Annotated in this window: 18 protein-coding genes and 1 tRNA gene; 9 read left to right on the top strand and 10 right to left on the bottom strand. The window is 65.7% G+C overall.

Annotated elements, in window-relative coordinates:
• The 4 genes from NA11_RS45360 to NA11_RS42335 all read left to right on the top strand — a co-directional run.
• The coding region (locus NA11_RS45360) for a hypothetical protein (RefSeq protein WP_218023494.1) at nucleotides 1-912 on the top strand (912 nt) is incomplete at its 5' end.
• Between the two features lie 801 nt (nucleotides 913-1713).
• Nucleotides 1714-2736, top strand: a complete 1023-nt coding sequence (locus NA11_RS45355; protein ID WP_141718158.1) for a hypothetical protein — start codon at nucleotides 1714-1716, stop codon at nucleotides 2734-2736.
• Between the two features lie 1175 nt (nucleotides 2737-3911).
• On the top strand, nucleotides 3912-4364 hold the full coding sequence (locus NA11_RS42340; RefSeq protein ID WP_069167760.1) for a hypothetical protein: 453 nt from the start codon (nucleotides 3912-3914) through the stop codon (nucleotides 4362-4364).
• Nucleotides 4327-4977, top strand: a complete 651-nt coding sequence (locus tag NA11_RS42335) for a TIGR03086 family metal-binding protein (protein WP_084655569.1) — start codon at nucleotides 4327-4329, stop codon at nucleotides 4975-4977. The genes NA11_RS42340 and NA11_RS42335 overlap by 38 nt, the downstream gene beginning before the upstream one ends.
• A gap of 98 nt (nucleotides 4978-5075) precedes the next feature.
• Here NA11_RS42335 and NA11_RS42330 read toward each other — a convergent pair whose 3' ends face one another.
• On the bottom strand, nucleotides 5076-5900 hold the full coding sequence (locus tag NA11_RS42330; protein WP_245746573.1) for a CPBP family intramembrane glutamic endopeptidase: 825 nt from the start codon (nucleotides 5898-5900) through the stop codon (nucleotides 5076-5078).
• 216 nt (nucleotides 5901-6116) lie between these two features.
• On the opposite strand from NA11_RS42330, the gene NA11_RS42325 reads away from it, so the two are divergent.
• Nucleotides 6117-6734, top strand: coding sequence for an Rv0361 family membrane protein (locus NA11_RS42325; protein WP_069167758.1), 618 nt, complete (start codon nucleotides 6117-6119; stop codon nucleotides 6732-6734).
• Between the two features lie 64 nt (nucleotides 6735-6798).
• Complete coding sequence (locus NA11_RS42320; protein ID WP_245746572.1) at nucleotides 6799-8160, top strand: metallophosphoesterase; 1362 nt, start codon at nucleotides 6799-6801, stop codon at nucleotides 8158-8160.
• A gap of 70 nt (nucleotides 8161-8230) precedes the next feature.
• Here the strand turns inward: NA11_RS42320 and NA11_RS42315 are convergent, their stop codons facing one another.
• Entirely contained in the window at nucleotides 8231-8956 is a 726-nt protein-coding gene (locus NA11_RS42315; RefSeq protein ID WP_084655568.1) for a winged helix-turn-helix transcriptional regulator, read from the bottom strand.
• Nucleotides 8957-9027: 71 nt separating this feature from the next.
• Here NA11_RS42315 and NA11_RS42310 point away from each other — a divergent pair, with 71 nt between their 5' ends.
• A complete protein-coding gene (locus tag NA11_RS42310) occupies nucleotides 9028-9987 on the top strand; it encodes a PLP-dependent cysteine synthase family protein (RefSeq protein WP_069167756.1) in 960 nt (319 codons plus the stop codon).
• 78 nt (nucleotides 9988-10065) lie between these two features.
• Here NA11_RS42310 and NA11_RS42305 read toward each other — a convergent pair.
• Nucleotides 10066-10140, bottom strand: a tRNA-Cys gene (locus NA11_RS42305).
• A gap of 166 nt (nucleotides 10141-10306) precedes the next feature.
• On the opposite strand from NA11_RS42305, the gene NA11_RS42300 reads away from it, so the two are divergent.
• Nucleotides 10307-10858: a MarR family winged helix-turn-helix transcriptional regulator gene (locus NA11_RS42300; RefSeq protein WP_069167755.1), complete on the top strand. Its 552-nt coding sequence runs from the start codon at nucleotides 10307-10309 to the stop codon at nucleotides 10856-10858.
• A 126-nt stretch (nucleotides 10859-10984) separates the two neighbouring features.
• Nucleotides 10985-12040: an Hsp70 family protein gene (locus NA11_RS42295; protein WP_069167754.1), complete on the top strand. Its 1056-nt coding sequence runs from the start codon at nucleotides 10985-10987 to the stop codon at nucleotides 12038-12040.
• 64 nt (nucleotides 12041-12104) lie between these two features.
• Here NA11_RS42295 and NA11_RS42290 read toward each other — a convergent pair whose 3' ends face one another.
• From NA11_RS42290 to NA11_RS42260, 7 genes are all read right to left on the bottom strand, one after another.
• The gene (locus NA11_RS42290) at nucleotides 12105-12881 is read right to left on the bottom strand and encodes an enoyl-CoA hydratase (RefSeq protein ID WP_069167753.1); all 777 of its coding nucleotides are present in this window, start codon (nucleotides 12879-12881) and stop codon (nucleotides 12105-12107) included.
• Between the two features lie 121 nt (nucleotides 12882-13002).
• Nucleotides 13003-13902 (bottom strand): 3-hydroxyisobutyrate dehydrogenase, encoded by a 900-nt coding sequence (gene mmsB, locus NA11_RS42285; protein WP_069167752.1) that lies wholly within the window; start codon nucleotides 13900-13902, stop codon nucleotides 13003-13005.
• On the bottom strand, nucleotides 13895-14953 hold the full coding sequence (locus NA11_RS42280; RefSeq protein ID WP_069167751.1) for an enoyl-CoA hydratase/isomerase family protein: 1059 nt from the start codon (nucleotides 14951-14953) through the stop codon (nucleotides 13895-13897). The genes mmsB and NA11_RS42280 overlap by 8 nt, the downstream gene beginning before the upstream one ends.
• Nucleotides 14950-16089 carry an acyl-CoA dehydrogenase family protein gene (locus tag NA11_RS42275; protein WP_069167750.1) on the bottom strand — a complete coding sequence of 380 codons (1140 nt, stop codon included), beginning with the start codon at nucleotides 16087-16089 and terminating at the stop codon, nucleotides 14950-14952. Before NA11_RS42275 ends, NA11_RS42280 begins: the two co-directional genes overlap by 4 nt.
• A gap of 4 nt (nucleotides 16090-16093) precedes the next feature.
• Entirely contained in the window at nucleotides 16094-17593 is a 1500-nt protein-coding gene (locus NA11_RS42270) for a CoA-acylating methylmalonate-semialdehyde dehydrogenase (protein ID WP_069167749.1), read from the bottom strand.
• Nucleotides 17594-17743: 150 nt separating this feature from the next.
• Nucleotides 17744-18691, bottom strand: a complete 948-nt coding sequence (locus NA11_RS42265; RefSeq protein ID WP_069167748.1) for a DUF2157 domain-containing protein — start codon at nucleotides 18689-18691, stop codon at nucleotides 17744-17746.
• Between the two features lie 62 nt (nucleotides 18692-18753).
• Nucleotides 18754-19456, bottom strand: a 703-nt coding sequence (locus NA11_RS42260; RefSeq protein ID WP_069167747.1) for a polyadenylate binding domain-containing protein, incomplete at its 5' end; no start/stop codon positions are given.

Here is a 19456-nt window from a genome sequence, read left to right as displayed (position 1 = left end):
GGAGTCTCGGGCCGGTACTGCCATGCCCAGCTGTCGAGCCGGAGGACCGTATTGTGGGGTAAGTCGCTCTCCGAGCTGATCCAAAGACTCCTCGGAGTTACAAGGGGTGTCGCCGATATTCAGGTGCACGATCTGAAAGGGTTCAGTCACGGACTTTGCCGGGTTTCAGGGATCGGACAAACAGACGCAGAAATCGCGCTGACGGTTCGAGGGATCGATGTGCGGGCGATAGATCGAAATTTGATCAATGCTCTCGATTATCACAGGCTCTATCTCGAAGCTCAGCGCTATGAGCGTAACGATCCGGCGGTGGCGAAGGAAGTCCGGCGCCTCGGGCTCGTTGACCGTGGCGATCCGGCATTGGCGCAGATACTCCGGCGCCAAGGATTCGACGGCCCGCCTCGCCTCGTGGACGCCGAGGGCATGCGCGAGGCCATCGACGAGGGTTGGATCGAAATGTCCCGGGGTGTGCGAAGGCCGCAGGATGCAGCGGACTTCAAAACCGGCGACTTCTTTCCAGGAGTAGGTGGTTCTGGCAGCGGTACCTATGTTTACGGCCGTGCACGCGGTTCGAGCGAACCTGATTCGGCTCAGCTCCAGAAGTTTGCCGAGCACTACGCGGCCGGAGGCCCTACCCCGGGCAGTGTAATCCATATGGCGATGCGACCCGACGCGTTGATCACCGATTTGCGTTCCCTGACCGCAAAACGAGATGAGGAACTGGAATGGATCCGCGCAGAGTTGGAAAATACACGCGAAAATTCTACGAGAAGAACAGAACTGGAAGAGCGTATTAACGTGCTGTCGGACGTCGGACGATACGCTGCTATCAAAGGTTACGATGCGTACCGGATCAACGATGTGTATGCGTGGGTGGTTCTGAACCGCACCGCATTGATAGTCGAACAATGAGGGCGATCACAAGATTTGCGTAGCCGCAGGAAGCTCCACTGTCGACTCAACGAGACAGGCCAGTGGCATCACATCACCCGAGCACCGAAGGTTCCTGCCTTCTCATAGGCTAATTGTCCCGAGCAGTTGTCGTTCGACCCGGTCAACCCACGCTTCGCTGTTCGGGGCTGACAGGCCCGCCTGACTGAGGGGACGGCCAGTGTGAGGAAGCAGGGCGAAGAAGGGGCCCCATACACGCGAGGGCGGCGGACAGGCCTCCGGAGCAAAAGGCCGCAGGCTCGAAGTCTGCTTAGGGCACAGATCTGAAGGGCCTCGACCAGCGTGAATCTGGTTGGGGCCCATCTCGTTCGAGAACTCGTCCAACCTCGGTGTCACAACCGCACCCGATGTCTTCGCCGCCGCTTCCACCGATCGACGGGCCGCTGGTGGTGCGGGTGTCAGCGGAGGAAGTTGATCGACTGGCTCGAGACGAGACTCGGTGGCGGCTGCGACGGCATCCAAGAATCCCTCAGAGGTGGGCTCGTTTCCGATTACGGTCGATACCGTTCCCAGCCTGGCGGAGGTATCATTCTCCGATCACCGAGGGTGCTTCCACTTGCACCGAGCAGAACGACAACGTCGCTTCCGCGCGATACAGCGAGGGCGTGAAAGCAGATGCTAGGGACGCGTATCGCACGGGCACTCTTGGAAGTAACCGATGAGCTGCGTGACAAGGTGCCACAGGCGATTGGCACTGTCGCCGACACCTACAGAGGCCACCCGATAGGCGCGGATGCTGTCCGGGCCGCAAGTCACAGCACAGTGGATACCGACGTATCGAATGGTGAGCGGCTGAAAAACGCCACGGATCACGTCCATTCGTCCCATTCGACCGACAAACCCGGACCGAAGCCGCCATCAAGTGATGGAACGGGCGGGTCCACACCAGATTCCATCGGCAGCGGCGTTGCCGATCGACGCCCGACGCTCAGTCACGAACCTCACCGGGTCCCCGGGATCGGACAAACCGACGCAGAGCTCGCGCAGCGCCGCCGGGGGATCGATTCGCGGGCAAAGGACCGCAGTCTGGTCAATGATCTCGACTATCACCGGCTCTACCTCGAAGCTCAGCGCTTCGACTTCAGCGATGAGACGGTGTGGGACGAAGTCCTGCATCTCGGTCTCGTCAGCCATGGTCATTCGGAGCTGGCGCAGACACTTCGGCAGCAAGGATTCCGCAACCTACCCTTCCCGGATAGGGAGAAGGTCGTGCGCCTCGGTCTCGTCAACCAGGGTGATCCGGCGCTGGCGCACATACTTCGGCGCCAAGGATTCGACGGCCCAGCTCGCCTCGTGGATGCCGACGGCATGCGCGAGGCCGTCGATAATGGTTGGACAGAGCTGGCCAGGGCGGTGCACAGGCCACAGGACGCAGAGGACTTCAAGACCGGCGACTTCTTTGCAGGGCGAGGTACGCTCGGCAATGGCACTTATGCATACGGTCGTGAATCCGGTTCGAGTGACGTTGATTCGGCGCAGCTCCATGGGATTGCCGAAAATTGGGCAGGCAATGTCATTCATATGGCAATGCACCCTGACGCGCTGAAGACTGATTTGCACGCCCTCAAAGCAGAACAAGAAAATGAAATCCGGTCGATCGGGGCGGAGTTGGCCAAGGAGCCACAACATTCTGCAAGAAGAACAGAGCTGGAAGAGCGCAGAAATGTGCTGTCGGATTTGGGACGATACGGTGCCGCGCTAGGGTGGGATGCGTACAAATATCGGGGCAGAGATTCGGATGTCTGGGTAGTCCTGAATCGTACCGCGTTGATAGTCGAACGATAAGAGCGACCACAAGCTCGAGCACCTGCTGAAGCTCCACGCCTCGACTCTCACTGTCACGATCACTCCGAGACCTCAGCCTCCGCCGCTGCCGCGGAAGCGACCACCGGAGACCTCAAAGCCTGCCCTGTCCTGCCTCCGCTGCAGCAGCCCGCAGGTTCGAGTCCTGCCGAGCGCACTGATCGAGAGGCCCCGACCTGTGCAATCTGGTCGGGGCCTTTCTGGTTCGAGAACACACTTCGAAAGTCACTCGCCGCTTCATCCGACCAAGCAATCTTGATACGATGACATCGTCACTCAAGTGATGCTGGGCGGTGGACGCCGATGCCAGTCGACGTCCACCTGATGGGTTTAGCTAGCCCTTAACCAGCGGACCAGCACGAGCGCCCCGGCGATCACGGCAGCTCCGATCAAGATGATGCCGTAATCGACCGGGGCCTTGCTCTTTGCCCGGCGATGTTTCGCCATTTCCCACCACCTCCTTCCTGGGCGCGATGTCTGGACCGTGTCCATCGCCCCTCGGCTGGAGGTGCCAACACCCTACGTCGGCCCACCGACGAGAACCGTTGAAAACCAACACATTCCGCCATTCACCGCATCACCCAAAGACGCGTTCCTAATCGGAACCAAGAAGACGTTCCTCAGTGGAACGCTGCAACGTTCCGTTTTGGAACCAGAAGAAGCCAGGTTGCCCGAGCTCGCTATGGAAAGCGGCGGCGGATTCCATACGATTCGCTTCGAAGTCGCATGAAATTCGGCACAACCGGTACAGTTGACCCTGTCACGCAAGTGATGCTGGGCGGTGGGACGCCGATGGCTGTCGACGCCCCACCTGGTGGGTTAGCTAGCCCGCAACCAGCGGACCAAGACGAGTGCTCCGGCGACTACAGCAGCAACTGCCAAGAAGATGCCATAGTCGACCGGAGCCTCTTGCTTTTTCCGGCGATGTTTCGCCATTCCCCACCACCTCCTTCCTCGGCACGATGTGGCCTGGACCAGCTGCCACACCGTCCCTCGAGGGGAGGTGGCAATACCCTAATTCACCGGAACCGTTGAAACACAACCTGTTCCACAATTCGCTGGACGCTCCGTTCTGGAACGTTCCAATAAGGCCGGTTCCAAATTGAATGGCGCTGTTGCCGAACCGCGAGCAGGTCAGGTGTCGATAGCATGCGGAGGTGGCTAGAACTTGGGATGAGGCGGAGCTGATCGCAGAGGGCTTCGAGCGGGTGCACATCGAGTCGGAGATATACGACGGGCCCCGTGCCGGTCTCGCGGACATCGAAGGGCAGCCGCACTACTTCGACACCACTCCCGACTGCACGTGGGGCGGCGAGGTCGACGAATACATCGTCTGGCCCGCAAGCGAGGAGGCAGTGGCGTTGGAGTTCGAGCAGTGGGCGATCTACGTCACCTACACCCAGCGCCTCGAGGCTCGAGAGGTCGGTTCTGGGAGTCATCCGGGCTACGGCGGGATCGACGCCCGCTACGACGAACTGACCCGTCTGCTGTCGCCACATCGTGAACGGCCGGACACTGCGCGAAAGCTTTTGGCCGAGCTGCGATTCGACCAACGCGAGGGTTATCGCATCGATGGCACCGACATGTGGTTCCGGTGGCGTGTGCGGTAGACCGGCGGCTGCCAAAGTTCTTCTGGCAGTTGCGGTTGGGTGGTCATATCCTCGCGGGGTGAATGCATTCGTTGAGGATCTCGTGTGTGCGTCCGAGGCTGTGGGGGAACTGTTGGGTGCGGTTCAGGCTGAACAGTGGGATGCGCCTACGCCTTGTAGTGCTTGGAATGTGCGGGAGGTGGTTGATCATCTGGTTGGGGTGAATCTGACGTTCGCGGCGCTTGTAGAGGGTGGGCCGATGCCTGCGCGGGATGGGGGGCATCTCGGGGATGATCCGGTCGAGGCTTACCGGACCTCTACCGCCTCGGTGCTGGCCGCCTTTGCTCGGCCCGGGGTGCTCGAGCGCGACTTCGGCGGGGCTACGGGTGCCGATCGGTTGCGGCTGCGGCTTGCCGATCTGATCACCCATGGATGGGATCTGGCCCAGGCCACCGGGATTCCCGTCGAGCTGCCCGACGAGATCGCCGAACAGTCGTTGTCCTTCCTCGAACAACAACTCGCTATCCGCCCCCGCGGCGGCCAATTCGCTGAAGCCCAACCCATCGACGTCGCAGCGCCGGCCCTGGACCGCCTCGCCGCGTTCGCAGGCCGGCCGGTCCCGTTCCAGACATAGCTCGCCGCGCCGGTTCCACAGAGGACTCGTACTGTCCACAGACAGTAGACGTAGAGGTGTTGTGGACCGTACGAAGGATCTGTGGACCTAGCAGATGGTCAGCGCTGGTCGGCTGAACGACGCTTTCTGCGGGAGACGAACCAGAGGACTACGGCGGTGGTCAGGAACGGGATGATCACGAAAGCCAGTCCGTTGATGTTGAAGTCGGGGTCGTCGAGTTCGAAGTGGGTCCATCGGGCGGCGAGGAATTGGGTGGGAACCTGGAAGGTGATGTGAAAACCGATGCAGGTCCAGAGATTTCCGGTGGTGGCGCGCAAAGCGCCTAGGACAAGGCCGAATACGAAGAACAGTGCGACTCGTTCAGGGGGTAGCGAAGTGCTGATCAACGCACCCCAGGTCGTGAAAAGCACTGCCTGAACCGGAATGGCGACGGCGTTCGACCAGCGTTCGACGAGGTTGGTGTAGATATAGCCGCGGAAGACAAGTTCTTCCGGCACAGCCTCATACAGGGTGACCAGGACAACGAGTCCTAGTAACGCGGGCAGCGCCTGCGCCAGTGAGGTTTTCATGGTGATCTCGGCCCAGCCGAACCGCAGCATCAACGCTACCGAAATAGCAGCCGGAATACCCCAGCACGCGGCGCCGAAGAGAAAATCACGCCACCCGCGGGCGACCGACGATAATCCCAGGCCGGACCACGGCTTTCGGTCGAGAAACCGGCGAGCCAGGTAGACCAGCGGGATGGTGCCCAGCGTGGCGCCGACGGCACGCACGACATGCAGCTCTCGGGTGTAGCCCGTCCCCGTTACCGCGGAAAGCCCGGAGATCAACACCAACCACCAGACCGTCACCCCGACAAAGACCACGCCGATCCTGATCGCGAGAGCGGGCCGGTTTCGCACACCTTGCGCTGATACCACCACGGCGCGACGGTAACGCGCGGGCGACGGCCCGCGCATCCTCCGAAATGGTGACCGCCGACCCGGATGCACCCTGATCCCGACACGTCCGGCAACCTTCCGGGCGCGACATGCCCGAGGCGCTCGGCAGTGGACTAGATCGACGCCGCTTTCAGTCGGCCGGATGCGCGGTTGCCGTAACCTTCGAGGAAGGCAGGGGGGTCGACGGAGGACGAGACGATGACTTATCCGCCGGGCGGGCAGCCGCCGTATCAGGGACCGCAGTATCCGCATCAACCCGAGCAGCCGACCGGCTATCCCCCGCCGACCGACTATCCACCGGCCGAGTACCCACCGGCCGAGCCTCCGCAGGCCGGTGCGCCTGTTCCGCAGCCCGCCAAGAAGACCAAGATCGGCCTGATCGTCGGATTGGTGGCGGTGGTGCTGCTCGCGCTCGGCGGCGCGGTGGTGATCGGGGCGGTGCTGACGGCACAGGGCAAAGGCCCGCTCGCCTCCGACGGAAAGCGGATCGAACTGGCGATTCGCGATTTCTACGGCACGCTCGAATCGCACGGGTTCAAGGCCGCCGCCGCGAAGGCGTGCGCGGCGGACCGGGCCGAGTTCGACGCGCTGCCCGCACCCCAGCGGGAGGAATTCGACGCTGCGACGATCTCTGTCACCATCGATAAGATCGAGAACATTGTGATCACCGGTGATGCCGCGACGGCGCACATCGTCGGGACGCTTACCCTGTTGGTTCCCGGTCAGGAACCCGACACCGACACCAGCACCACCGAACACCTGAAGAAGGAAAACGGTCAGTGGAAGGTCTGCTCCGCCGGCTCGGGCGCGAACTGACCCGGGTCCCTCGCTCATGACGTGCTGCGGCCCGTCCCGACGCACTCTGCTCGGCCTCATCGGCATGGCGGCGCTGCTGCCGCTCGCCGGTGTGCCGGGCGCGAGTCCGGCTGGCGCACAGCCGAATCCGTTGATCGCGACCGATCTGGAGGTGGTCACGATCACCGACCGATCGGTGATCCTGACCTGGACGACGGTGGCACCCGACCAGGCCGGGCGACTCGCCCCGGTCCCCGCCGACGCGGAAGTGCTCCTTGCTCCGGCCGATGCACCGCACGAGCTGGTCCCGGTGTTCGGGGACACGCAGGAAACACCGTTCCACTACGCCGAGATCGACGGCCTCGAACCCGGCCGCGCCTATCGCTTCGAGGCACGATCGCGCGGCGTCCGCGCCGTCCCTGCCCTGTCGTTGACGACGCTGAGCCCCGGATCTCCCGAATGCATGGGCGAATTCACCACTTTGGTGCCGCCGCCGGGTCGCCCGCTGCGCACTGTCGCGCTGGCCAACGACGTGCATTACGGCGAGCAGGTCAGCGGGATACTTGTCGACAGCCTGCCGCCCGGCTTCCGCCAGGACGTGCCGCCCTACCCCGAGGTGATGCTTGCCGCATTGCTCGACGATCTGCGCCGCCCGGACCGCGGCGCCGACCTGCTGCTCATCGCAGGCGATCTGACAAGTGAAGCGTCGCTTGGTGATGCGCGTGCCGTGCGCGCGCATCTCGACAGCTGGGGCACCATGGGCACGGACTATCTTGTGGTCCGCGGCAACCACGACCGCCCGCACGTCGGCCCGGACTACGCGGCGTGCCAACCGGCACCCGCCGACCACCACGACTGTTTTGCCGACGCGTTCACCCCGCGCCAGCAACTGCTCGAGCACGAACTCGGCGGCCTGCGCCTGCTCGGCCTGGACACGAGCGAACTCGACGGGTCGGGCGGCACCATCGACCGCCCGCAATTCGACGTTCTCACCGAGCGACTGCGGGCCGATCCGGACCGGCCGACACTGGTGTTCGGCCACCACCCGGTCACCGTCGAATCCGGCCTGACCAATCTGGCCGGACCGGGATTCGTCTTGAACGGCCGCGACAGCGCCGAACTGCAAGCCCTCTATGCGCGCTCGCCCGGCGTTTTCCTGCAGCACAGCGGCCATACCCACCGCAATCGCCGCACCCGGCCCGATACCGCGGCCGCCGTCGAATTCCTGGAAGTGGCTGCGGTGAAGGAGTATCCGGGCGGCTACAGCCTGCTCCGGCTGTACGAGGGCGGCTACATGGTCAATTTCTACAAGACCCGCACCGACGCCGCCCGCCGCTGGAGCACCGTCACCAGGGGCGAGTACTTCGGCCTGCTCCCGGACTACACGCTCGGCACCACCGCCGACCGTAATCACGTTGTGCTGCGCGATTTCTCGGGACTCGGCTAGCGACCCAGCCGTGCCGACGTCGGTGCCGGTTTCGGTGGCAGGCAAAGGTGGCCACGGTGCCGCGCCGGAGCTAGTCGACTGCGTCCGCAGTGAAGACGTAGCGCAGGAACCAGCGGTTCATCTGGCGTTGTAATGTCCTGTCGCCGTGCACCTCTACTGCGGGCAAGCCCAACAGTTGCGGCCAGGACAGTTCACCGAGCCACCACCGGGTGACTTCGGCGGTCGGCCCGGTGAGCCAGACGTCGACCGGCGCTCCGGTGTCTTCTCGGCACAGATCGACGCTTGTTCGCGAGAGATGCAACCAGAAGTTGCGATCGTCCGGTGCGCGGTCGGTGAATTCGAGCGCGAGGACGACTGTGCGCTCCGGCAGCGCCGCCTGGTCGACGCGCCGCCGCATATCCCAGGTGAGCGCGGCGGTGTCGAGGTGGTCGCCTGCGAGCGCCGCCCCGTCGGCGCGGGTGGCCCAGTGCGCCAGTTCCCGCAGCACCGGAAACAGCGCGGTACCCGTTGTGGTGAGCTGGTATTTGCCGTCGACGATCGCAACGATGTCTGCGGACCGAAGAACCCGCAGGCGCGCGGACAGCGTTGCCCGTGGGATGCGCGGCAAGCCGCGGCAGATGTCGGTGAAGGTCGTCGCGCCGAGCAACAGTTCTCGCACGATGAGCAGCGTCCAACGCTCGCCGAGCAGCTCCAATGCTCTGGCTACCGCACAGAACTGACCGTATCCGCTACCGCCGGCGCGGCGTTCGGCTCCGTCATGCGCGGCGGAAGCCGTTTCGGTGACTTGCTTGCTCATCACTGCAGCGTAGGCGTGTGGTTCAATCTTTGAACTAGTTCGGCGTGTCAGCCGGACCGATGATCAGCGTTATGGCACATCCACAGCTTCCGACATCGAGTCCGAATATCTTGCAGCGCATCGGCGGTACGTCCCTGCTTGCGTTGCGTCGCATCGCGCCGGAGCACGGCGGACGCATCTTGCTGAAGCTCGAAAACGAAAACCCCACCGGCAGCATGAAGGACCGGCCTGCGCTGGCGATGATTCAGGCCGCCGAGGCCGCGGGACGCCTCGAAGCAAATGGAACCGTCGTCGAGTACACCGGAGGCAGCACCGGAGTATCCCTCGCCTTGGTCTGCGCGGTGCGCGGGTATCGATTGCACATCGTGAGCTCGGATGCCTTTGCCCGGGAAAAGCTCGACCATATGCGCGCTTTCGGCGCCGACGTCGACGTCGTACCGAGCGTGGACGGGCGGATGACGGAGCAGCTGACCTTGGCGATGATCGACGCGGCCCGCGCGATCACCGAGCGGACGGGTGGCTACTGGACCGATCAACTCAACAACGAGGCCCAGCTACGGGCCTACACCGCACTGGGAGAGGAGATTTGGGAGCAAACCGGCGGCCGGATCGATGGCTTCGTGCAGTGCGTCGGCACCGCGGCTTCATTGCGGGGGACGGGGGCGGCCCTGCGTCGGCACCATCGGCGGATCACGATTGTCGCGGTCGAGCCCGCCGAATCTCCGGTCCTCTCCGGCGGCCGGACGGGTGCGCACGGAATAGACGGCGTCGGAGCCGGATTCGTGGTGCCGCTCTGGCAAGCGGACACCGCCGATCGGATCGAACTGGTCTCCACGCAGGAAGCCGACGCCATGGCGCTGCGGCTGGCCCGCGAGGAGGGGCTGTTCGCCGGAACGTCCACCGGCGCCAACGTGGTTGCCGCGCTGCGGATATCCGAGCAACTCGGTCCTGGCGCAACCATCGTCACCGTCATGTGCGACACCGGCATGAAGTACCTCAGCCGACGAGCACGGCGCGAAGGGGCACACTGACCACGGCTCGCAGGTGCTCGACTCGGCGGTGGCGTACACCGAGCCGAGCACCCGTCCGAGGCGAACCTCGACCCGTCTTGGAGCGAGCGGCGGGAATTGAACCCGCGTACACGGCTTTGCAGACCGTTGCCTCAACCACTCAGCCACGCCCGCCTCGCGATTGATAGTGCCCGCGATCGAGGAGCGACCACACCCTTGCACTCAGTCTGATTCGAAGGACAGGCGCGACGCGACAAGCGATGTCCGCTCGTGGACACTGTGATCCGAAGCCCCGCTGGATGTCCCCGACCAGTGCGCACCAGCATGGAATGATCGGACCATGTCTCGGCCACGTCCCCTTCCGCTCGATCCGATCGAGGAGGCCCATCGTCAATGGGTCGGCCACGGCTGGGGCACGGTGGCCGACGGCATGGCCGCGGTGACCTCCCTGGTTCGGGCCCAGCAAATCGTGATGGCCAGGGTGGACGACGCCCTGAAACCGACCGGTTTGACGTTCTCCCGGTACGAACTGCTCATGTTGCTGAGCTTCAGCAAGACCGGCGCACTGCCGATGGCGAAGGCGAGCGCGCGGCTCCAAGTGCACCCGACCAGCGTGACCAACACGGTCGACCGGCTGGAGTCGGCACGACTTGTCGAGCGCGTGCCGCATCCCACCGACCGGCGCGCTACGCTTATCGAGATCACCGACGCGGGAAGAGAATTGGTCGCGCAGGCGACCGACGAGCTCAACACGAAGGTCTTCGCACAGCCCGGCCTCGCGCCGGACCGGCTGCACACCCTACTCCAGCTATTGGCGGAATTCCGACACGCCGCAGGCGACTTCGACACGGGCGACGAACCGGCCCGCTGGTCCGCGACCGACGCGGAGTAAATTGTCCGTACTGGACGGTCCAATACACCAGTGAATTGACCACGGGGTAACGGTCCGGCATCCAACTAGCGAATTTCTCGGCCTGTTCACTTGGCAGCGGCGACGAAAAGGTCCACCATGTAAATCATGGTGCTGGTCTTGGGGGTATCGGCGGGCGCTGGTGGCGCACGCGCGATGCTGACGCATTCCGATCAGCCACACCTCCCACCGATCGACCGGTGCACGGTGCCGCGCCGCGCGGGCGGCAGCGTCGAAGAACCCGTTTTCGAGGCGATCCGCCAGATGCGCGGCGCCGCCGACCGCCGCGACGAACTCGTCACCGGAACGGCCGTGACCTGCCGCTGCACCATGCATGCCGACGCCATTCGAACCACGGCGGGCCGCAACCGGCTCACCATCGTCGACGAACCGCTCGCCCAGCTGCGCTACCTGCGCTTCAGCGGCCAGCTGCCGGACGAGGGCTCGGTACTCCTCTACGACCTCGGCAGTTCCGGGCTGACCATCACACACGCCGATTGCCGCACCGACACCATCATCGCGGGGAAACGCAGCACGGTGCTCGGCGGCGACGGCTACGACGCGCTGCTGCGCTGGCAGCTGGCCCGCGGCGGCGTGCTCACCGACAAGCTGACCAGCCGCAGGCACCGGGAGGCGTTGAGCAGCGAGCGGGTGGTCACCGCGATCGACCCGATCTCCGGCGGCCGCGAGGTCGTCACCCGCAGTGACCTGGCCGAATTGTGCGCCGCGAGCATCCATCATTCGGCGTCGTTCGTGCACCAGCTCATCGAGGAGAGCGGCGTCCGGCCCGAGGCGTTGGTGCTACTCGGCGGCTGCACCCGCAATCCGAGCATCCGCGAGGAGCTCGCCGAACTGATCGACCTGCCGATCATCTACGACCCGGAACCGGACTACGTCTCGGCGCGCGGGGCCGTTCTGCTCGCCGCCGAACGCCACGGCGGCGACGTCAGGATGGCTCGCGCCAGGACGGGCACCGCGCTGTCCGCGTCACTGGTGCACGGCCCGGTCGACCGCCGCAAGCTCATCGCCGCCGTCGCGGTGACCGCGGCGCTCGGCGCGACCATCGCGGGAATCCTTGCGATGGACCGTGGTTCGGCCGAGCCCGGCCGCGGCAGCACGCCGACGCCCGCGGAAATCAGCGGGCCGTCGTCGAGTTTCGGTTAGCGAGAAGACATTAAGTGGATCGACATTCTGCCCGCCTGGAACGTTCCAGACGGGCAGTAGCCACTCAGCGGTTGGTGAATTTCGCCGGACGCTTCTCGACGAAGGCGGCCATGCCTTCCTTCTGATCGTCGATGGCGAACAGCGAATGGAAGACCCGGCGTTCGAACCGCAAGCCTTCGGCAAGCGTGGTTTCGAAGGACCGGTTGACCGCTTCCTTCGCAATCATGGTGACCGGCAACGACATCGACGCAATGGTCTCGGCGACCCCGAGCGCGGTGTCGAGCAGCGCGTCGGCGGGCACGATGCGCGAAACGAGCCCGGCGCGCTCGGCCTCTTCGGCGTCCATGTTGCGACCGGTGAGCACCAGATCCATCGCCTTGGCCTTGCCGATGGCACGGGTGAGCCGCTGCGAGCCGCCGATGCCGGGGATGACACCGAGCTTGATCTCCGGCTGGCCGAACTTGGCGGTGTCCGCCGCGATCAACAGGTCGCAGATCATGGCGAGCTCACAGCCGCCGCCGAGGGCGTAGCCTGCGACGGCCGCGATGGTCGGCTTGCGGAACTGGGCGAGCCGGTCCCAGCGGGCGAAGTAGTCGTTCAGGAACATGTCCATGTACGACTTGGGCTGCATCTCCTTGATATCGGCGCCCGCCGCGAAGGCCCGTTCCGACCCGGTGATGACGACGGCGCCGATCTCGTCGTCCCGCTCCAGCTCGTCCAGCGCGGCGATGACGTCGTCGAGGACCTGGGCATTGAGCGCGTTGAGCGCCTTCGGGCGGTTCAGCGTGATCCAGCCGACCCGGCCTTTGCGCTCCAGCAGAATCGTCTCGAAGTCGGTCACTAGACACCTTCTCGGTCGGGGGGAAGTTGATACATCGGTGACGATACCGCCGCCCCGGCGACTCGTTCAGCGAGCGGTCGGCCGGGATCAGGCGGTATCGGTTTCGAGCAATCGCGGCAGCTCACGCACCGGGCGCGGGATCCGCACTCCGTCCACGTATTTCGGTGACGATGGCCGAGAAGTCCTTTCCCGCACCGGTTTGGGTGAACCGCTGGTAGATCTCGGCGGCAAGCAGGCCGAGCTGGCCGTCGACGCTGTTCTCGCGCAACGCATTCGCCGCAAGGCCAAGGTCCTTGTTCATGAGTGCGGTGGCGAACCCGGGCTGGTAGTCGTTGTTGGCCGGGCTGGTCGGCACCGGCCCGGGGACCGGACAGTAGCTGGTCAGCGCCCAGCTCTGGCCCGAGGCCGTGGAGACGACGTCGAAGAACGACTGGTGGGTCAGACCGAGCTTCTCCCCGAGCACCAGCGCCTCGGACAGGCCGATCATGGAGATGCCGAGCAGCATGTTGTTGCAGATCTTGGCGGCCTGGCCGACCCCGGCGCCGCCGCAGTGCACGACCTTGCCGCCCATCACCTCGAGCACCGGCAGCGCGTCCGCGAAATCCTCGGCGCCGCCGCCGACCATGAAGGTCAGCGTGCCCGCCGCAGCACCGGCGACACCGCCGGAGACCGGGGCGTCCAGTGCACGGTGTCCCGCGCCGATGGCGAGCACGGCGGCCGACTTGGCGTCGGCGACGTCGATGGTGGAGCAGTCGATGAACAGGGTGCCCGGCTTGGCGGCGGGGAGCAGCTCGGCGTACACCTCGAGGACGAGTTTCCCGTTGGGCAGCATGGTGATCACCGTGCCCGCGTCCGCCGCCTCGACGGCCGTGCTCACGACCGTGGCGCCTGCGCTGATCGCCTGCTCCTGTGCGGCGGGCACCGGATCGTAGGCCAGCACTTCATATCCGGCCTTGACGAGGTTCGCCGCCATCGGCGCTCCCATGTGGCCGAGTCCGAGGAATCCGATCTTTTCAGTCATTGCTCACCAAACCCAGTTCCTTATCGCCCAATTCGGCGAAGTATGCGTCGACCTGCGCGGCGGTGACGTCGGCGAGGCTCGCCGGCGACCACTGCGGGTTGCGGTCCTTGTCGATCACCTGCGCGCGAATACCCTCGACCAGATCGTGCGAGGACAGCGACGCGATGGAGACCCGGTATTCCTCGTTCAGCACCGACTCGAGGTTCGACGCGGTGCGGGCCGAGCGCAACGAGCGGAGCGTGACCTTCAGCGCGACAGGCGATTTCGCGAGAATGTCGGCGGCGGCCTTGGCCGCCTCCTTCGCGTCGCTCGCCTGCAAGTTCGCGACGATCTCGTCGACCGTGTCGGCGCGGTAGCAGCTGTCGATCCACGCCCGCTGCGCGAGCAAGCCGGATTCCGGTGCGTCGGTGGCGAACTTGGCGATCGCGATGTCCGCTGCCTCGGTGCGCAGCGTATCCAGCAGCGCGGGAAGGTGTTCGGAGGCCACGAAATAGTCGGCGAATCCGGCCGCGATCGCGTCGCCCGCGTCCATCCGCGCGGTGGTCAGCGCGACGTGCGTGCCGAGCTCGCCGGGTGTCTTGGCGAGCAGATAGGTACCGCCCACATCGGGGATGAAACCGATGCCGACCTCGGGCATGCCGATCTTGGAACGCTCGGTGACGATCCGGTGGCTGCCGTGGCCGGACAGGCCGACGCCGCCGCCCATCACAATGCCGTCCATCACCACGACATACGGCTTCGGGTAGCGTCCGATCAGCGCGTTGAGCACGTACTCGTCGCGCCAGAACCGGCCGGTCGGCGAATCAGGGCCCGCCGCACCGCCTGCGGCGTCCCGGTGGATCGCGACGATATCGCCGCCCGCGCACAGGCCACGCTCCCCCGCACCGGTGACGGCGACGGTGCGGATCGCGTCGTCGTCGGCCCAGGCGCGCAGCGCGTCGGTAATGGCAAGCGCCATCTCGTGATTCAACGCGTTGATGGCCTTGGGCCGGTTCAGGGTGATGAGCCCGAGCCCGTCCTGTTTCTCGATGAGAACTTCCGGTTCCGTCATGCCGCTCCTCCGACAGCGCGGGCGACGACCACCCGCATGATTTCGTTGGTGCCCTCGAGGATCTGGTGCACCCGCAGATCCCGAACGATCTTTTCCAGCCCGTACTCGGCCAGATAGCCGTAGCCGCCGTGCAGCTGTAACGCCTTGTTCGCCACCTCGAAACCCGCGTCGGTGGCGAAACGCTTTGCCATGGCGCACAACTCGACCTTTTCCGGAGCATCGGCGTCGAGCGCGGCCGCCGCCCGCCACAGCAGCGTGCGGGCCGCCTCCAATTCGGTACGCATATCGGCCAATTGGAAGCGCAACGCGTCGTTCTTCAGCAGCGGCTTGCCGAAAGCATGCCGCTCGGCCAGGTACGGGACGGTCTTGTCCAGCGCCGCCTGCGCGCCGCCGACCGAGCAGGCGGCGATGTTCAGCCGCCCGCCGTTGAGGCCGTTCATCGCGATGCGGAAACCGTCGCCCTCCGCACCGAGCAGGTTCGCCGCGGGCACCCTGGCGTCGTCGAAGAGCACCTGCCTGGTCGGCTGGGCATTCCAGCCCATCTTTCTTTCGTTGGCGCCGAAGGAGATTCCCGGAGTGTCGGCGGGCACGATGAACGCCGAGATGCCGCGCGCGCCGGTGTCGCCGGTGCGCACCATCACCACGTACACGTCGGTGGCGCCCGCGCCAGAGATGAATTGCTTGGCCCCGTTGAAGATGTAGTCGTCGCCGTCGCGAACTGCCTTGGTGCTCAACGCCGCCGCGTCCGAGCCGACGCCGGGCTCGGTCAGCGCGTAGCTGGCGAGCAGCTCCATCGACGTGAGCCGGGGCAACCAGCGTTGCCGCTGGGTCTCGTCGCCGTAGCTGTCGATCATCCAGGTCGCCATGTTGTGGATGGAGATGTAGGCGGCGACGGCCGGGCAGCCGGTGGCGAGCTGCTCGAAGATGCGCACCGCGTCGAGCCTGCGCAGGCCCGACCCGCCGACGTCCTCCTGGACATAGATGCCGCCGAGGCCGAGCGGGCCCGCCTTGCGCAGCACGTCGACCGGAAAGTGCTTCTGCTCATCCCATTCCAGGGCGTTCGGCGCGAGGAACTCGTCGGCGAAGCCGCGCGCGGTGTCGCGGATCGCCTTCTCGTCGTCGTCGAGGATGAACATCCGGTCAGTCCATCGTCGGGATGACGAAGGCGTTGCTCTCCTTGAGACCGGAGGGCCACCGCTGCGTCACCGTCTTGGTCTTGGTGTAGAAGCGGATCGAATCGGGGCCGTGCTGGTTCAAATCGCCGAAGCCAGAACGCTTCCAGCCACCGAAGGTGTAGTACGCGATCGGGACCGGGATCGGCACGTTGATGCCGACCATGCCGACCTGCACGCGGGCGGCGAAGTCGCGGGCGGTGTCGCCGTCGCGGGTGAAGATCGCGACGCCGTTGCCGTATTCGTGCTCGTTGGCCAGACGCAGGCCTTCCTCGTAGTCCTTGGCGCGGACCACGCTCAGCACCGGACCGAAGATCTCCTCCTGGTAGATCCGCATGTCCGGGGTGACCTTGTCGAACAGCGTTGCGCCGACGAAGTATCCGTCCTCGGCGCCGGCGACGGTCACGCCGCGCCCGTCGACCACCAGCTCGGCCCCCTCATCGATGCCGATCTGGACGTACTTGTTCACCCGGTCCACGCCGTCCTGGCCGACCAGCGGGCCGAAGTCGGCGCCGGGATCGTCGGAGCGGCCGATGTTCAGCTTGTGCACCCGCTCGGTGAGCTTGGCCAGCAGGCGATCAGCGGTCTCCTCGCCGACCGGGACCGCCACCGAGATGGCCATGCACCGCTCGCCCGCGGAACCGTAACCGGCGCCGATCAACTGGTCGGCGACATCGTCGAGGTCGGCATCCGGCATCACGATGGCGTGGTTCTTGGCGCCGCCGAAGCACTGGGCGCGCTTGCCGTTCGCGGTCGCGGTCTCGTAAATGTACTGGGCGATCGGGGTGGAGCCGACGAAGCCGACGGCCTTGATCCGCGGATCGTGCAGCAGCGCGTCGACGGCTTCCTTGTCGCCGTTGACCACATTGAACACGCCGGGCGGCAGGCCTGCCTCGAGGAACAGCTCGGCCAGGCGCAATGGCACCGAAGGGTCGCGCTCGGAAGGCTTGAGCACGAACGCATTTCCGGTCGCCAGGGCCGGCCCCGCCTTCCACAACGGGATCATGGCGGGGAAGTTGAACGGGGTGATGCCCGCGACGACGCCGAGCGGCTGGCGCATCGAGTAGACATCGATGCCGGTGCCCGCGCTCTCGGTGTATTCGCCCTTGAGCAGGTGCGGGATCCCGGTGGCGAACTCGATCACCTCGAGGCCGCGCTGAATGTCGCCCTTCGCGTCGGCGATGGTCTTGCCGTGCTCCGAGGAGAGCAGCGCCGCAAGGGAATCCATCTCGTCCTGCACCAGCGTCAGGAACTTCATCAGCACCCGTGCCCGCCGCTGCGGATTGAACGCGGCCCACACCTGCTGCGCCGCTTCCGCGTTCGCGATGACGGCCTCGACCTCGGCCTTGCTTGCCAGCGGCACCCGCGCCTGCACCTGGCCGAGATTCGGGTCGAAGACGTCACCGAAATTGCCCGAGGTGCCCGCGACGTGCTGCCCGCCGATGAAATGAGTGAGTTCGCGAACCATGCCAGTCCTTCTCGTAGCCGACCATGAGACCGCGCGACGCGGTATGCCGGTCATCCTATAGTTGGACGTCCATGTATTTGCCGAGTGTGATTCATCCCACGCTTTCTTCAATGATGTATCCGACGTCTACCAGGCAGTTTGCCCGGGCAGCTAGGCCGAGTCCTTCGAGGAACGGGTGAGGACATAGGCCCCGACGCCGAGCACGATGGCGCCGATCACGAGGACGACGCAGGCGGCGACGAAGGGATCGTCGGTCCACTCGGTCACCGCAGAACCCACCGCGATCGCGACGGCCAGCCCGCCGCCGAGGACGAGCACCATCGAGCGCCGCTGCGCGAACAGCGCGAAGCAGACCGCGGCCACCAGCACGCTGAGCAGAAACGCCCACGGCCGGTCGTCGGCCTGCACCATCAGCGCGCCGATCAGCGCAATGCTCACCGCGATCGCATAGCCGAGCCAGCTCTCCACGAAGACGTCGATCCTGGTGAGCGCGAACCAGATTCCGCCGACCACGAGCATGCCGATGCCGACCCAGACATCGTCGGCATCCGTCAGATCGCCGAGCGCCCACGGGATCGCCGAGCCGCTGAACATGCCGCAGGCGAGCATGCCGATCACCGACGGCACGGCGGCATAGCCGACCACGGCCGCCACCAGGCCCGCGAGCACCGCCCATGACCCGGCATCGTCGGAGCCGTTGTCCAGCGCGGTGCCAACGGTCCCGGCCACCGCTCCTGCGGCCAAGGCGAGCAGTGCCGACCCCAGCCGGACGCGTGGCCCGTGCGCGCCGCGCACGAACAACCGGGGCGGCCCGCCGACCACCGCGATCCCGGCCAGCACCAGCCCGATCGAGACGGCGGTCAGCACCGCGACCCGGCCGCCGAGCGCGAGGTCCTCCCATGACGAACCGACCACCAGCGCGATCCCGCTGAACACCAGGCCCGCACCGATATACGCCGCGATCTCGGCGACGATCTTGCCGCGCGGCCGCTGCTCCTGCGACGCCAGCGCCACCATGACCGCCTCGAACTGCGTCTCGGTCAGCACGCCGTCGTCGACCAGCTTCCAGACGGCACCCGCCCGATGGTTCGTCGCCATCGACCCAGTATGTCCGGACGATCACAGTTCCTGCGGCACCTTCGCCCGACGATGTGTCGCGATCAGGATTCGGGACCGAGCTCCACGACGGTGCCGGGGTGCGCGAGGGACGCGACGGTGATGCGCCCGCCCTTGGCCTGGTCGATGATCTGACCCTGCCAGGCGACGAAGCAGGAGGCGATGTCGCTGTTGTAGGCGCGGGCGAGGATGGGCGCAAGCACCTTGGCGAGCTCGCCCTCCGCGGCGATGAGCTGGCCGCGGTAGGGGCCGTAGTACGGCAGGATCGCCTGCAGCACAACCGCTTCCACGCCCTGAACCTGGGTGATGAACGGGTCGAGCACCGGCTGGTACTGCGCGATCACCGGCGCGATCTCGGCGAGCACCGGACCAGCCAGCTGCAGGATGGGCTGGTACACATTGCCGAGCGCGAACGCCTCCGAGGAGAACGGACCGGCCAGCGGGGCCAGGCCGATCAGCGAGGCGAGACCGCCCTGCTGCTTCGGCGCGGGCCAGCCGAGCGAGCACGGGGGCTGGGTCGCAGACGGGGCCGCCGCGAACGGGTTGGTGCTTTCGCCCCCGCCGAGGGGAACCGAACCGTTCGGCGTGCCCGCGCCCAGTGGCACCGAGGGACTCGGACCTCCCAGTGGCACAGAACCATTCGGCGCACCGGGGTTGGCCGGCGCGGGCTTGGCGCCTGCGCCGGGGGTGATCGCTACCGCGGCAGGGACACCGCGGGCACCGCCGAGCGGAACCGCCGCAGCGGGT

The organism is Nocardia altamirensis NBRC 108246 (genome assembly GCF_001612685.1).
Lineage (GTDB): Bacteria > Actinomycetota > Actinomycetes > Mycobacteriales > Mycobacteriaceae > Nocardia > Nocardia altamirensis.
This window is presented reverse-complemented; position numbering and strand designations above follow the sequence as displayed.

Coding starts and splice junctions, on each gene's coding strand:
- NA11_RS42325 (WP_069167758.1), top strand. CDS start 6,117: ATGACTTATCCGCCGGGCGGGCAGCCGCCGTATCAGGGACCGCAGTAT.
- NA11_RS42315 (WP_084655568.1), bottom strand. CDS start 8,956: ATGAGCAAGCAAGTCACCGAAACGGCTTCCGCCGCGCATGACGGAGCC.
- NA11_RS42280 (WP_069167751.1), bottom strand. CDS start 14,953: ATGACGGAACCGGAAGTTCTCATCGAGAAACAGGACGGGCTCGGGCTC.
- NA11_RS42300 (WP_069167755.1), top strand. CDS start 10,307: ATGTCTCGGCCACGTCCCCTTCCGCTCGATCCGATCGAGGAGGCCCAT.
- NA11_RS42265 (WP_069167748.1), bottom strand. CDS start 18,691: ATGGCGACGAACCATCGGGCGGGTGCCGTCTGGAAGCTGGTCGACGAC.
- mmsB (WP_069167752.1), bottom strand. CDS start 13,902: ATGACTGAAAAGATCGGATTCCTCGGACTCGGCCACATGGGAGCGCCG.
- NA11_RS42275 (WP_069167750.1), bottom strand. CDS start 16,089: ATGTTCATCCTCGACGACGACGAGAAGGCGATCCGCGACACCGCGCGC.
- NA11_RS42335 (WP_084655569.1), top strand. CDS start 4,327: ATGGCACCGACATGTGGTTCCGGTGGCGTGTGCGGTAGACCGGCGGCT.
- NA11_RS42310 (WP_069167756.1), top strand. CDS start 9,028: ATGGCACATCCACAGCTTCCGACATCGAGTCCGAATATCTTGCAGCGC.
- NA11_RS42270 (WP_069167749.1), bottom strand. CDS start 17,593: ATGGTTCGCGAACTCACTCATTTCATCGGCGGGCAGCACGTCGCGGGC.
- NA11_RS42295 (WP_069167754.1), top strand. CDS start 10,985: ATGGTGCTGGTCTTGGGGGTATCGGCGGGCGCTGGTGGCGCACGCGCG.
- NA11_RS42320 (WP_245746572.1), top strand. CDS start 6,799: ATGGCGGCGCTGCTGCCGCTCGCCGGTGTGCCGGGCGCGAGTCCGGCT.